We start from the raw sequence: 12,564 nt of genomic DNA on the forward strand, positions 1-12,564 counted from the left end.
ATCAATCCAGAACGTAGCCGTAGGAGCTGCCAAAGTCCTGCTTGGCCACTTCCGAGGCTGCGCCGGCACCCGGGCGCGTTGTACGACCGACTTTGCCATTCACGAACAGATCAAATTCGCTGGGCGGCTTGACCCGATCTGTTGGCAATGCCAGCGCTTCACCACGTGTCGGCGAAACCAGATGCGCAGTGATTATGATAACCAGTTCGCTTTGTTGGCGCTGGTATTCCGCAGAGCGGAACAACGCTCCCAGCACCGGAATATCACCGACCCAGGGAACTTGGCTGTTCAGGTCTGCAAAGTCATCTTGAATCAACCCCGCGATTGCGAAGCTCTCACCATCTCGCAATTCAACCGTCGTGCTGGTCTGACGAGTGACAAAGCTAGGAACTGTATCGCCTTGGATAGTAAAGTCTGAACTGGTGTCAATGCTGGACACGGCGGCGGCAAGCTCAAGATTGATCAGATCGCCATCCACAACGCGTGGAATAAAGTCGATTTCAACGCCGAACGTCTTGTACTCAATGGCAATAACACCATCTTCTTGCGGCACCGGAATGGGAACTTCACCGCCGGCAAGGAAGGTTGCTTCCTGACCCGACAGGGCAGACAGGTTTGGCTCTGCCAGACTGCGGGCAAGACCTTTGGCCTCCAATGCTTCCAGCAGCAAACGCACCTGCGTCGATCCGGCCCCAAAGCCGAACAGGATGGCGCCTGTATTTGTTTGAAGTATGGGGATGTTGTCGTTCAGTGCGTTGGCCAGAGCACCCGCATTGTTGAGGGTGTTGAAACCACCTGTCACGTCACCGCCGCCGAAGCCCAGCGAAGCGGTCAGGCTTTTGGCCACCGAGCGGTTCATCTCGGCAAAGCGTACTTTCAGCATGACTTGCTGTACGCCCCCGACTGACATCAGGTTCGAGACACGCTCGGGCGCGTAACGCTCGGCCAGTTCCAGTGCCCGCGCCAGTTTTGCGCCGCTGGAAACCGTTCCCGAAAGTACGATGCCATCATTGGCTGTGCGCACTTCGATCTGTTCACCTGGCAAAATCTGAACCAAACGCTCTTTGAATTCAGATACATCCGGCGATACGCGAACCCGAACATTTGCCAGCAGGTTACCCGCGCCGTCAAACAGGGTCAGCGTGGTCAGGCCCGGAGCCTTACCCAGCACATAAATAGTGCGATCCGAAAGCGACGAGATATCGGCGATGCCGGCATTAGCAATGCTAAGTTCGGCGAAAGGTTCTTCGCTTTCCACCACAATTGCGCGGTTCATCGGAACGTCCAGCGTTTCCGCTGAACCATTCTTTACCACGCGCAAAGTTTCAGCCCAGGCCGTATGGCCGACCGGACCAACTATAAGCGCCAACCCCATAAGGGTTGCGCTGATCCAAGTACGTATTGTCATGTGACCTGCCTCTCCGATCACGCCTCGTTTTTTGGGTCTATGCCCTATGTTAGGTAACACTGCGCGAATTACGAATTTATTGCAATAATCAAGGGTTTCTGGAATTTTCCTTATGTGGACAATGCGCAACATGCATAACGAAACAAGCCGCGCAGTTGGCGCGGCTTGTATTGGTAAATCTCTGATTTAACGTCAGTTTGTGCAAGGAATTTCGGTTTGCACAATTTCTCCGCTACGTCGAACTCTAGTGTAGCATTTCCGTTCTTCAGCCTGAACCGGGGCAGGGGCTGCTTCTTTGATTCCCAACAGTTTTCGCTGGTCCACTTCAACCGCACTTGCGATTGTGTCGTCCTGCACCCCAACTAAGGCCAATGACAAGCGACCTGTGTTTTGTGCTTGGGCCAAAGCCGCGATTTCTTCTGGGGTGGCGGCTACTGTCACAGTACGCGCAATTGTTGTGCCCGTCAGATCTGATCCCGCTGACTGGTCAATTGCGACCAATTCGATGTTGGTCTGAATCAGGCGGGTGATTTCGCCGACTCCAGCCTGAAGGTTGCTGTTAACGGTTCCGGTCCAATACACATCTACACTATCACCAGGGCGCAAAAAGCCAGAAACACCAGATGCAACATCCACGCTGATCGCAAAAGCGCGTTTACCTTTTTCTATCCGTGAGGTCAGACCTGCAGCCTCCCCAGGATTGGTGACTTTGACCTCCATGAGGGCCTCGTCTTTTTCCATCGCTCTCAGGACGAATCGGTCTCCCTTAGCGTCTTCAGGAAACAAAACGGCCATGTCCACGAAGCTGCCTTCCGGGATTGCTTCGTCAGGCCAGTTGACGACACGAACGTCTTCCTTGGTCAGGCGCTCTCCGTATTTCATGGCTCGGTTGGATACAAGAACGCCAGTGGTCCCTTCTAGGGCCGCATTTTCCAACGCTTGTTGCGCGGCCAGGCGTTCTCGGGCGAGTTGGTCCTGATGCTGTGCGATGTAGTCGCGCGCCAAATAGACGGCGCCTCCGGCCAAAGCCACCCCGACAATCAGGACAAGTCCAAATACTGCACGCATTCACGTCCCCTCGTATTGTTCTATTTTGGTTTGTTCGCCGTGACATTACGACGAAGTCCAGTCCTTCGTAATGTTAAATTGTGTCGAAAAGGGGGACAATCTCGATTAATTTCGTGATTGTAATTCCGCACTCATTCTGAGGCGTTTCCGCATCAGGGGCTGGTGGCAGAAAACTTTGTGCGAATGTCTTGAACCTCTACCGCAGAGACTGCGGCACCATTTTTTGCGTCCAGGCTTTGCACAGGATCTGCGATGTAAAGACCGATGAAAGAACCAAATCCAACCAGCATGGCTGTCAGCACGACCCAATCAACCGTTACGGCCCCGTCTTCTTGGCGAGAAAATGTTGCAAGTCTCTTCAGCATGGGAGCACCACTTTAGGGATATTGCATAAAAAGAGGGGCCAAGCCTAAGCAAGCATGGCCCCACCATATAAATCTCTACTGGCGTTTCTATTAGCCGCCGGTGGTCGTCGTGCCGAACTTGGTTTTGATGTCTTCAACCGTGGTGCCGTTGATTTCGGTACCGATTTTGCCCGACAGAGCTGCGGTGCCATCACCGATCGCGCTGTAAGCAACTGCGGCCAGGCCAACGATAGCTGCAGTCAGAACGACCCAGTCAACTGTTACGGCGCCGTCTTCGTCTTTGCGGAAGTTCTTGATGAACTTGATCATGTTACGTCCCTCCTAAAGGATCAAAAGTCAAATAAACCTCGGGGTCTATCAGAGCTTTCTCTCTCAGTCCGCTCCCGACCGTCTCGGTATGGCACTATGATTGCCTGTCAGGCGTGGCAGGAATTGGGCTAAACACCATTTTTTTTCTTTTCCGCTTAACTTTTTGGTAGTTTTTTCTTCAAGCTATTGAAAATAAACAAATAAAAGTTCGTTACCGATTGGGGTGTTCTGTGTTGCCGATGCAAAATTGCGCCAAATGAGGCGAAATTGCCCCATTTCGACGTGTTTCTCTGGCTTTACAACGGGATTCGCGGTTCAAATCCCGTAAAAGAAAAAACATGAGGCAGGCAAAATGAAACTCCGGGACGCAATGATCTGCGCCGGCACGTTGGCTTTGATGATGTCATGGCCCTTGCCCGCTATCGCGAATGAAGTTGAACCCAGGGGCGTATATAAAAGAGTAAAGCCCCCCAAACCGGGGACGCGACCCAAGATAACTGTTCAGATTTCGCCCGAAGAACATGCATCGGCGCCCTTCGCGCCCAGCACCGGGGCAGAGCTCGTTATTCCCGAGATCGTCAAACGCGCCAAGGTTGTACCCCCAAGTGTTCCAGGGACTGGATCGCAAAACAAGCCGGTCGGGTCTTACAAGGCTTTCTGGGATAAAATCTCACCTGCTTTGGCCGAAGCAGGAGCTTGGCGGTTGGATGCAGCCATAAACGCGCTGGCCGCGACCAATGTGGCCTCACCGCGTTTGCAGACGCTCCAGAACATTGCGCAACAACAAGGGATCGAGATTCTGCGCTCGACCGTAGGAACAAATGTATCGCCGGCTTTGGTGCTGGCCGTGATTTCGGTTGAATCTGCAGGTCGTGAGAATGCGGTCAGCTCAGCCGGGGCGCAGGGGTTGATGCAGTTGATGCCAGCCACCGCCAAACGATTTGGTGTTAAGGACAGCTTGCAGCCGTCTCAGAATATCTCGGGCGGTGTGAAATACCTGAACTGGTTGATGGAAGAATTTGGAAATGATCCGATCCTGGTGCTGGCCGGATATAATGCGGGTGAAGGTGCTGTGCGCAAGCACAGCGGAGTTCCCCCTTATGCCGAGACGCGGGACTACGTGCCCAAAGTCCTTGCGGCCTTTCAGATCGCCAAGGCCCTTTGTTCAACCCCGCCCGAGCTGATTTCGGATGGCTGTGTGTTCCAGACATTGAATTGAAAAGGCCCGCCAGAACTGGCGGGCCTTTTCAATCTAGTGGATTAGTTGACGATCTTGGCCTCGGTGGCGGCGCGAATCTCGTCTTCGGTTACACCTTCGGCAATTTCGACGATCTTCAGGCCGCCTTCAACCACGTCCAGAACACCCAGATTGGTAATGATGCGATCCACTACCTGTTTTCCGGTCAGGGGCAGGGTGCATTTCTTCAGCAGCTTGGACTTGCCGTGCTTGTTAGTGTGATCCATCACAACGATCACGCGGCCAACACCGGCCACAAGATCCATCGCGCCGCCCATGCCTTTGACCAGAACGCCCGGAATCATCCAGTTGGCCAGATCACCTTCCTCATCAACCTCCATAGCGCCCAGAACCGCTGCAGCAATCTTGCCGCCCCGGATCATGGCAAAGGATGTGGCGCTGTCGAAATAGGACGTGCGCGACAATTCAGTGATCGTCTGTTTTCCTGCGTTGATCAGGTCGGGGTCTTCTTCTCCTTCGAACGGGAAGGGGCCCATGCCCAGCATGCCGTTCTCGGATTGTAGAGTGATGTCCTTATCACCCACATAGTTAGCCACCAGCGTCGGAATCCCGATGCCGAGGTTCACATACATGCCGTCTTCCAGCTCTTGCGCCGCGCGGGCGGCCATTTGATTGCGGTCCCAGGTCATTATGCTTCCTCCTTCTTGCGGGTGGTGCGCTGTTCGATGCGTTTTTCGTGATCGCCCTGAATGATCCGGTTCACGTAGATGCCGGGCAAGTGGATCTGGTCGGGATCCAGCGAACCGCGTGGCACGATCTCTTCAACTTCGGCTATGCAGACCTTGCCGCAAGTCGCTGCGGGGACGTTAAAGTTGCGGGCGGTTTTGCGAAAGATCAGGTTGCCGGTGTCGTCGGCCTTCCATGCCTTGACGATGGCCAGATCGGCAAAGATGCCTTCTTCCATGATATAGGTTTCGCCGTTGAAGTCCTTATGCTCCTTACCCTCAGCGATCACGGTGCCCACACCTGTCTTGGTATAGAAGCCGGGAATACCGGCACCACCGGCACGCATACGCTCAGCCAAAGTACCCTGCGGGTTGAATTCCAATTCCAACTCACCCGCCAGGTACTGACGCATGAATTCCGCGTTCTCGCCGACATATGAGCTGATCATCTTCTTGACCTGCTTGGTTTGCAGCAAGATGCCGATGCCGAAATCATCGACGCCCGCATTGTTCGAGGCAAAGGTCAGGTCCTGAGCGCCCGACTCCTTGATCGCCTCCAACAGCAATTCAGGAATACCGCACAGGCCGAACCCGCCTGCTGCGATCATCATGCCATCCGACAACACCCCATCAAGCGCTTCGGTGGCATTGGCATAGACTTTCTTCATGGAAAACTCCCCCAATGACATGGTGATGGGCAGGTTGTGCCGCCACGTCACGGGGAAGTCAACGAATCCAAGGGGGTGGTGGTATTTCTACCTAGCCACCCTTAGGTGGCCGCCTTCTTGGTTGTTTTCTTGGCTGCCGCTTTTTTCTTGGGTGCGGCCTTTTTCTTAGTGCCCTTCTTGGCAGCCCGCTCATTGACCAGCTCAATGGCCATTTCCTGCGTCACGTCTTCGGGCTTGATATCCTTGGGAATGGTGGCATTGACCTTTTCCCACTTCACGTATGGCCCATACCGCCCATCAAGAACCTGCATTGCGCCGCCATCGGGGTGCTCGCCCAGCTCTTTGAGTGGTTTGGCAGCGGCCCTGCGTCCGCGCCCTGGATTGGCGCGCTTCTCGGCCAGCATTTCAACTGCGCGGTTCATACCGATCTCGAACACATCGTTGGGGTCTTTGAGGTTGGCATAGACCGGTTTTGCTTCCTCGGGCAATTGGTGCATCAGATACGGTCCAAACCGCCCAAAATTCGAGCTGATCATACCGCCCTCGGGGTGTTCGCCGATCTGGCGGGGCAGGGACAGCAACGTCAGCGCCTTGTCCAGATCCATGTCATCCTTGCTCCACCCGCGGGGCAGGGACGCGCGCGGCGGCTTCTTGTTCTCGGGCGTGGGTTCGCCGCGCTGAACGTAAGGACCGAACCGGCCGGATTTCAGCCAGATCTCATCACCTGCATCCTCACCCAGCAGACGTTCGTCGCCTTCGGCCCCTTCGCCCGCGATGGGACGGGTATAGGTGCATTCGGGATAGTTGCCGCAACCCACAAACCCGCCCGTGCGCGAGGTCTTCAGGTGCAGTTGTCCCACGCCGCATTTCGGGCAGATACGCGGATCAGACCCATCCTCGCGCGGGGGGTACAGTTGCGGCGCCAGTGCCTCGTCCAACTTGTCCAACACCTCGGAAATACGCAATTCCGATGTCTCGCCAATGGCGGCTGAGAAATCACGCCAGAACTTGCCCAGCAGTTCTTTATAGTCGCGGCCACCGGCGCTGACATCATCCAGCTGTTCCTCCAGATTGGCTGTGAACTCATAGCCCACATATTGTCGAAAGAAGTTCAGCAGAAAGATCGTAACGATCCGGCCTTTTTCTTCGGGGATCAAACGGTTCTTGTCCTTGCGTACATACTCTCGGTCCTGAATCGTGGTCACGATCGAGGCATAGGTCGAGGGGCGCCCGATCCCCAGCTCTTCCATCCGCTTGACCAAGGTGGCCTCGGTATAGCGCGGCGGCGGCTGGGTGTGGTGTTGCAGGGCCAGAACGGATTCGTTTTCGGACAGGAGGGCGGCCTTGTCCTCAGCCTTGGTGAACTGATCCTTCAGCGATGTCTTGGCAAACGGTGCTGGATCACCCTGCATGATCTGCGGCAGGCGCTTCTCGTCGTCATCGGCCACATCATCGCGGCCCTCTTCATACACGCGCATGAAGCCGTCAAACAGCACCACCTGACCGGTGGCACGCAGGCCAACCTGGCCATCGGCGCTGCCTACCTCAACTGTAGTTCGCTCCAATCGCGCAGCAGCCATCTGACAGGCGATGGTGCGTTTCCAGATCAAGTCATACAGCTTGCGCTGATCCTCATCCGTAACCTTCAGTGCCGTGGCATCCCGCGCCATGTCCGTTGGGCGGATACACTCGTGCGCTTCCTGTGCATTCTTGGCCTTGTTCTTATACATGCGTGGGCTGTCCGGCACATATTCCGCGCCATACCGGTCGGCAATTGTATCGCGGGTGGCGGCCACGGCTTCGGGCGCCATATCGATACCATCGGTCCGCATATAAGTGATGTAACCCGCCTCATACAGCCGTTGCGCCACCTGCATGGCATGGCGGGCACCCATGCCAAACTTGCGGCTGGCTTCTTGTTGCAGGGTCGAGGTCATGAACGGTGCGCTGGGGTTGCGCGCGGCGGGCTTGGCTTCGACAGAAGTAACGCTGAGCGCGCGGCTGGTGATCGCCTGAACCGCCAGTTCCGCCTGAGTGGCATTGGCCAAGTCATGCTTGTCCAGCTTTTTGCCCGCCAGAGTGACCAAGCGTGCCTCATAGGTCTGACCGCGTGGCGTTTCAAACAGGGCACGTACCGACCAGTATTCGACAGGTTTGAACGCTTCGATCTCCATCTCGCGCTCGACGATCAGGCGCAGACAAACCGATTGCACACGTCCTGCCGATTTCGCGCCGGGCAGTTTACGCCACAAAACCGGAGACAGATTGAACCCGACCAGATAGTCCAGCGCGCGGCGGGCCAGATACGCCTCGACCAACGGCATGTCGACCTCACGCGGGTTCTGCATCGCCTCGGTCACCGCGTCTTTGGTGATGGCGTTGAAGGTCACGCGGCTGACGGGCGTATCCTTTTTGATCGAACGGCGCTTGGTCAGCGCCTCTTGCAAGTGCCAGCTGATCGCCTCACCCTCACGATCGGGGTCAGTGGCAAGGATCAGGGCATTGTCTTCCTTCAGCGCGTCGGCGATGGCTTTGACATGTTTACGGCTGTCGTTGCCGACCTCCCATTTCATCTCAAATTCATGCTCGGGGTCGACGGAACCGTCCTTGGGGGGCAGGTCGCGAACATGACCATAAGATGCCAGGACAGTGTAATCAGGGCCAAGGTATTTGTTGATTGTTTTGGCTTTGGCCGGGGATTCTACAACAACAACAGGCATTTAAGGGGAAACCTCGCTCGACGGATTGGGCGCCTTCTATGATCGTGCAAGATGTGTAGGGCAAGAGCGAATTGTCAATGCGTTCCTTTAAATACGTGAATTTTACGGCGATTTCAGCGCGATAGCCTTCAAAAAATCAGCGCGGGGCGTGAGACGCTTGCTCAGGCCGTCAACGACAGCAACCCACCGGGCTGACGTTGGATATGCCCGTCCAATTCCAGATCAACCAGCGCCGGACCAATCTCGCCTGCCGTGGCTGCGATGTCGCGGATCAACTGGTCCTCGGCGATAGGCGACGGGCCAAGTCGGGCCAGAATTTCGCGATGCAGTGTGGCACCCAACGCGGCGGGTTCGGGTGTCATTTCGGGAACTGGGACCTCAAATATTTCGGGCTGTTGTTTTGGCAACGCTTCGATAACGTCTTCGGCGGACCGCACCAGAGTGGCCCCGTCGCGGATCAGCAGGTTGCACCCGGCCGCGCGGGCATCGAAAGGGTGGCCGGGGACCGCCAGAACCTCGCGCCCTTGATCCAGTGCGTCGCGTGCGGTGATCAGGCTGCCGGATTTTGCTGCCGCTTCAACCACCACAACAGCCTGTGCCAGGCCCGAGATAATCCGGTTACGACGGGGGAAATGCCGGGCTTGTGGTGTCACGCCCATGGGCTGTTCCGACAGGCGCAGGCCAGATTGGGCGATGTCCCTTGCCAGATCGGTGTTTTCCGCAGGATAAATCACATCCACGCCACCCGCCAAGACCGCCACCGTGCCAGTATTTAACGCCGCCAAATGCGCCGATGTGTCAATCCCGCGCGCCAGGCCCGAGACCACGACATATCCCTGTTTTCCCAGGTCGGCTGCCAGACCCCGCGCCATCCGCGCCCCTAAAGACGAGCAATTGCGCGCACCGACCATCGCAATCGACGGCTTGCGCAACACGGACACATCGCCAATGGCCCACAGCAACGGCGGGGCATCAGTCAGGTCGTTTAGGGCATGGGGAAAATCAGCGGACCCAAGGCACAGTAGCTGCGCGTTTGCGGCTTTTGCGGCCTTGAGTTCCGCCTCAATCACGCCAGGCGGGCAAATTTCATACCCTTTGATTCCGGCGGCGCGTGCCATTTCAGGCAGCGCGGCCAGCGCATTCTGCGCTGAGCCATGTTCGCGCAGCAGCCGACGAAACGTCGCCGGGCCAACCTTGCGCGAGCGCAACAGACGAAGCCAGGAAAACCGGTCCTCTTCCGTGGTGGGTGGGAGTGTGGGGTGATAGGAAGAAAGCTGCTCTTCGGTCATCCGTTGCTCCGCCTGATTGCAGAACTGGTTTACGACTGAGGGGGTTAACAGCTTGTGAATCTTGTCAAATTATTCAGAAAATTTCCCTGGATTGACGACGTGTTTGGCGTAACTATCAGATAACAAACATGAAAATAAAATGCCTGCCCGATGGAGTTTCTCAGGCAGGCATCAATATTGATAGATCGTCCACACGTGGCGTTAACCTTGTTGGTGACCGATTCTGTGTCAGGCCGCCGATCCGCCGATGGTCAGGCCGTCCATCAGAACGGTTGGCTGGCCGACACCTACCGGCACCCATTGGCCGTCCTTTCCGCAGGTGCCCATACCCGGATCAAGTGCCATATCGTTGCCCAGCCCCCGGATGCGGTTCAGGGCGGAGGGTCCGTCGCCAATCAGGGTTGCGCCCTTGACCGGGGCGCCAATCTTGCCGTTTTCAACGCGGTACGCCTCGGTGCAGGAAAACACGAACTTGCCGTTGGTGATATCCACCTGCCCACCACCAAAGCCCACGGCCCAGATACCGTCTTTGATATCGGCCACAAGCGAAGCAGGATCGGCGTTGCCGCCCAACATCACTGTATTGGTCATTCGTGGCATGGGCTTGTGCGCATAGCTTTGCCGCCGCCCGTTACCGGTGGGGGCAACATTCATCAGACGCGCATTCTGACGGTCCTGCATATAACCGGTCAGAACGCCATCCTCGATCAGCACTGTTCGCGAGCTGGGCGTGCCTTCGTCATCTACAGTGATCGATCCGCGTCGGTCGGCAATCGTGCCGTCATCCACGACGGTGACGCCTTTTGACGCGATCTGCTGTCCCATCAGGCCCGCGAAGGCCGAGCTGCCCTTGCGATTAAAGTCGCCTTCCAGCCCATGTCCAATAGCCTCGTGCAGCAAGATACCGGGCCAGCCGGGGCCCAAGGCCACCTCCATCACGCCCGCCGGGGCAGGGATGGCGTCCAGATTGACCAAAGCGATCCGCAGCGCCTCGCGTGCTTTGTTCTGCCAGTCTGTCGGGTCGATGAGGCCATCCAGACCAACGCGTCCACCACCCCCGGCCGAGCCGCTTTCACGGCGGCCGTTCTGTTCGACAATGACCGAGATGTTCAGGCGGGTCATCGGACGCACATCGCGCACCAGAACCCCGTCGGGGCGCAGGATCTCGACCTCTTGCACAGCGGCGGCGATCGTGGCGCTGACTTGCACGACGCGAGGGTCGAGGTCGCGGGAAAAGGCGTCGATTTCGCGCAGGGTTTCAATTTTCACCGGGAAACTTGCCGATTCGATCGGGTCTTCGTCCGTATAAAGCCGCGTGTTGGTGGCGCGGGGCGCCTCGGCCAAGGTGCCGCCGCCGTCGCCAACAGCCAGACGCGCGGTTTCAGCGGCGCGCTTCAATGCCGGGATCGAAACGTCGGTAGAATGTGCATAGCCCGCTACCTCACCTTGCACAGCACGCAGGCCGAATCCTTCGGAAGCATCATAGGACGCTGTCTTCAAACGCCCGTCATCAAAGACCAGAGACTCGGATTTTCGCCGCTCGACAAACAGCTCGCCATCCACGGCCCCGGCGGTGGCCGACTGCAAAACTGCAAGCGCTTCGTCCTGCGGAAGAACGCTTTCAAACGGGCGAAACGGGTCGTTGGGCATCGGTTGGGACCTTTCCGGTTTGATCCAGATCAAAAATAGCGTCTGTTTGACGCAAGCATTTTGCTTTATCTACCCGCCGGAATATGGTTTTTAACGCGGCCAAAGACAACGGGAGAGGTGCGACTGATTCACACCTTTTCGCCAGAGAAGCTAAGATCAGACGATCAGGACAGAAAATGAAGAACGCTTTGATGCTTTCCGGGCTTGCAACAGCCCTCTCCAGCCTTCCCGCCATGGCTCAGGAGCTTGAGATTATTGGCAAGCCGGTTGCCGGCGGTGTAAATTTCCAGCCTGCAGCTACAGACCTTGCCGTGGGGATTCACAGACTGGACGCGATGATTCTGGTGATCATCACCGTCATCTGTCTGCTGGTCGCGGGCCTACTGGTCTACTGCATCATGCGTTACAATCAGCGCGCAAACCCGACACCGGCGCGATTCTCGCACTATACCCCGGTTGAAATTGCTTGGACCCTGGGGCCGATCCTGGTTCTGGTCTTTATCGGTGCGTTCTCACTTCCGGTTCTGTTCAAACAGCAGGAAATCCCCGAAGGTGACGTGGTAATCAAGGTGGTGGGCAACCAGTGGTACTGGACCTACGAATATGTTGATCACGATTTTGCGTTCGACAGCTATCTGCTGGGTCACCCCGCAACTCTGGACGAAGGTGCCCGCCCGGCGGATGCCGACGTAACGCCGTTCGTTCTGGATGATGCGATGCGCGCTAAGCTGGCCGATTCCGGTTACAGCGATGATGAGTGGCTCCTGGCCACCGATACGGCCGTTGTTGTGCCGGTCGGTAAGATCATCGTCATGCAGGTGACTGCGTCGGACGTGATCCACTCTTGGACCATCCCGTCCTTTGGCGTGAAGCAGGACGGCGTACCGGGTCGTCTGGCCGAGCTGTGGTTCCAGGCTGACAAGGAAGGCATCTATTTCGGTCAGTGTTCCGAACTGTGCGGAAAGGACCACGCTTACATGCCGATCACCGTCAAGGTTGTCAGCGAAGAAGCCTATGAGCAATGGCTGCAAGGCGCTTTGGAAGAGTACGCAGGTCAACCTGCGGCCTATCAGGTTGCCTCGAACTGATCCGGGCATTGGCCGGAAGAATACATGATGCAGGCTGCGCGGTGATCGCGCAGCTTTCGCCCCAAAAGGACCCGAC

At 56.7% G+C, this 12,564-nt stretch carries 11 protein-coding genes; 2 read left to right on the plus strand and 9 right to left on the minus strand.

Features of this window, described 5'->3' with window-relative positions; translation table 11 throughout:
- Position 1: 1 nt before the first annotated feature.
- From ACR0M2_RS19280 to ACR0M2_RS19295, 4 genes are all read right to left on the minus strand, one after another.
- A complete protein-coding gene (locus ACR0M2_RS19280; RefSeq protein WP_170351452.1) occupies positions 2-1,408 on the minus strand; it encodes a type II and III secretion system protein family protein in 1,407 nt (468 codons plus the stop codon).
- 192 nt (positions 1,409-1,600) lie between these two features.
- Positions 1,601-2,476 carry a Flp pilus assembly protein CpaB gene (gene cpaB, locus ACR0M2_RS19285; protein ID WP_170362506.1) on the minus strand — a complete coding sequence of 292 codons (876 nt, stop codon included), beginning with the start codon at positions 2,474-2,476 and terminating at the stop codon, positions 1,601-1,603.
- A 152-nt stretch (positions 2,477-2,628) separates the two neighbouring features.
- Positions 2,629-2,841, minus strand: a complete 213-nt coding sequence (locus ACR0M2_RS19290) for a hypothetical protein (RefSeq protein WP_170362507.1) — start codon at positions 2,839-2,841, stop codon at positions 2,629-2,631.
- Positions 2,842-2,931: 90 nt separating this feature from the next.
- Positions 2,932-3,150, minus strand: a complete 219-nt coding sequence (locus ACR0M2_RS19295) for a Flp family type IVb pilin (RefSeq protein WP_170362508.1) — start codon at positions 3,148-3,150, stop codon at positions 2,932-2,934.
- Positions 3,151-3,502: 352 nt separating this feature from the next.
- On the opposite strand from ACR0M2_RS19295, the gene ACR0M2_RS19300 reads away from it, so the two are divergent.
- Entirely contained in the window at positions 3,503-4,369 is an 867-nt protein-coding gene (locus ACR0M2_RS19300) for a lytic transglycosylase domain-containing protein (RefSeq protein WP_480706677.1), read from the plus strand.
- A 41-nt stretch (positions 4,370-4,410) separates the two neighbouring features.
- On the opposite strand, the gene ACR0M2_RS19305 is transcribed toward ACR0M2_RS19300, so the two are convergent.
- The 5 genes from ACR0M2_RS19305 to tldD form a co-directional block, all read right to left on the minus strand.
- A complete protein-coding gene (locus ACR0M2_RS19305; protein ID WP_480706679.1) occupies positions 4,411-5,037 on the minus strand; it encodes a CoA transferase subunit B in 627 nt (208 codons plus the stop codon).
- Positions 5,037-5,741: a CoA transferase subunit A gene (locus ACR0M2_RS19310; protein ID WP_170362511.1), complete on the minus strand. Its 705-nt coding sequence runs from the start codon at positions 5,739-5,741 to the stop codon at positions 5,037-5,039. Before ACR0M2_RS19310 ends, ACR0M2_RS19305 begins: the two co-directional genes overlap by 1 nt.
- A gap of 101 nt (positions 5,742-5,842) precedes the next feature.
- On the minus strand, positions 5,843-8,461 hold the full coding sequence (topA, locus tag ACR0M2_RS19315) for a type I DNA topoisomerase (RefSeq protein WP_480706681.1): 2,619 nt from the start codon (positions 8,459-8,461) through the stop codon (positions 5,843-5,845).
- A 161-nt stretch (positions 8,462-8,622) separates the two neighbouring features.
- Positions 8,623-9,750: a DNA-processing protein DprA gene (gene dprA / locus ACR0M2_RS19320; protein WP_480706683.1), complete on the minus strand. Its 1,128-nt coding sequence runs from the start codon at positions 9,748-9,750 to the stop codon at positions 8,623-8,625.
- Between the two features lie 228 nt (positions 9,751-9,978).
- Entirely contained in the window at positions 9,979-11,400 is a 1,422-nt protein-coding gene (tldD, locus tag ACR0M2_RS19325) for a metalloprotease TldD (protein ID WP_480706685.1), read from the minus strand.
- 176 nt (positions 11,401-11,576) lie between these two features.
- On the opposite strand from tldD, the gene coxB reads away from it, so the two are divergent.
- Positions 11,577-12,488 (plus strand): cytochrome c oxidase subunit II, encoded by a 912-nt coding sequence (coxB, locus tag ACR0M2_RS19330; RefSeq protein ID WP_170351431.1) that lies wholly within the window; start codon positions 11,577-11,579, stop codon positions 12,486-12,488.
- Positions 12,489-12,564 lie beyond the last annotated feature (76 nt).

This window comes from Ruegeria sp. BE10 (assembly GCF_056538905.1).

What these genes read in the sequence shown, in the direction of transcription:
- ACR0M2_RS19310 (WP_170362511.1), bottom strand. Translation starts at nt 5,741, where the DNA reads ATGAAGAAAGTCTATGCCAATGCCACCGAAGCGCTTGATGGGGTGTTG.
- cpaB (WP_170362506.1), bottom strand. Translation starts at nt 2,476, where the DNA reads ATGCGTGCAGTATTTGGACTTGTCCTGATTGTCGGGGTGGCTTTGGCC.
- coxB (WP_170351431.1), top strand. Translation starts at nt 11,577, where the DNA reads ATGAAGAACGCTTTGATGCTTTCCGGGCTTGCAACAGCCCTCTCCAGC.
- ACR0M2_RS19280 (WP_170351452.1), bottom strand. Translation starts at nt 1,408, where the DNA reads ATGACAATACGTACTTGGATCAGCGCAACCCTTATGGGGTTGGCGCTT.
- topA (WP_480706681.1), bottom strand. Translation starts at nt 8,461, where the DNA reads ATGCCTGTTGTTGTTGTAGAATCCCCGGCCAAAGCCAAAACAATCAAC.
- ACR0M2_RS19300 (WP_480706677.1), top strand. Translation starts at nt 3,503, where the DNA reads ATGAAACTCCGGGACGCAATGATCTGCGCCGGCACGTTGGCTTTGATG.
- ACR0M2_RS19295 (WP_170362508.1), bottom strand. Translation starts at nt 3,150, where the DNA reads ATGATCAAGTTCATCAAGAACTTCCGCAAAGACGAAGACGGCGCCGTA.
- ACR0M2_RS19305 (WP_480706679.1), bottom strand. Translation starts at nt 5,037, where the DNA reads ATGACCTGGGACCGCAATCAAATGGCCGCCCGCGCGGCGCAAGAGCTG.
- ACR0M2_RS19290 (WP_170362507.1), bottom strand. Translation starts at nt 2,841, where the DNA reads ATGCTGAAGAGACTTGCAACATTTTCTCGCCAAGAAGACGGGGCCGTA.
- dprA (WP_480706683.1), bottom strand. Translation starts at nt 9,750, where the DNA reads ATGACCGAAGAGCAGCTTTCTTCCTATCACCCCACACTCCCACCCACC.
- tldD (WP_480706685.1), bottom strand. Translation starts at nt 11,400, where the DNA reads ATGCCCAACGACCCGTTTCGCCCGTTTGAAAGCGTTCTTCCGCAGGAC.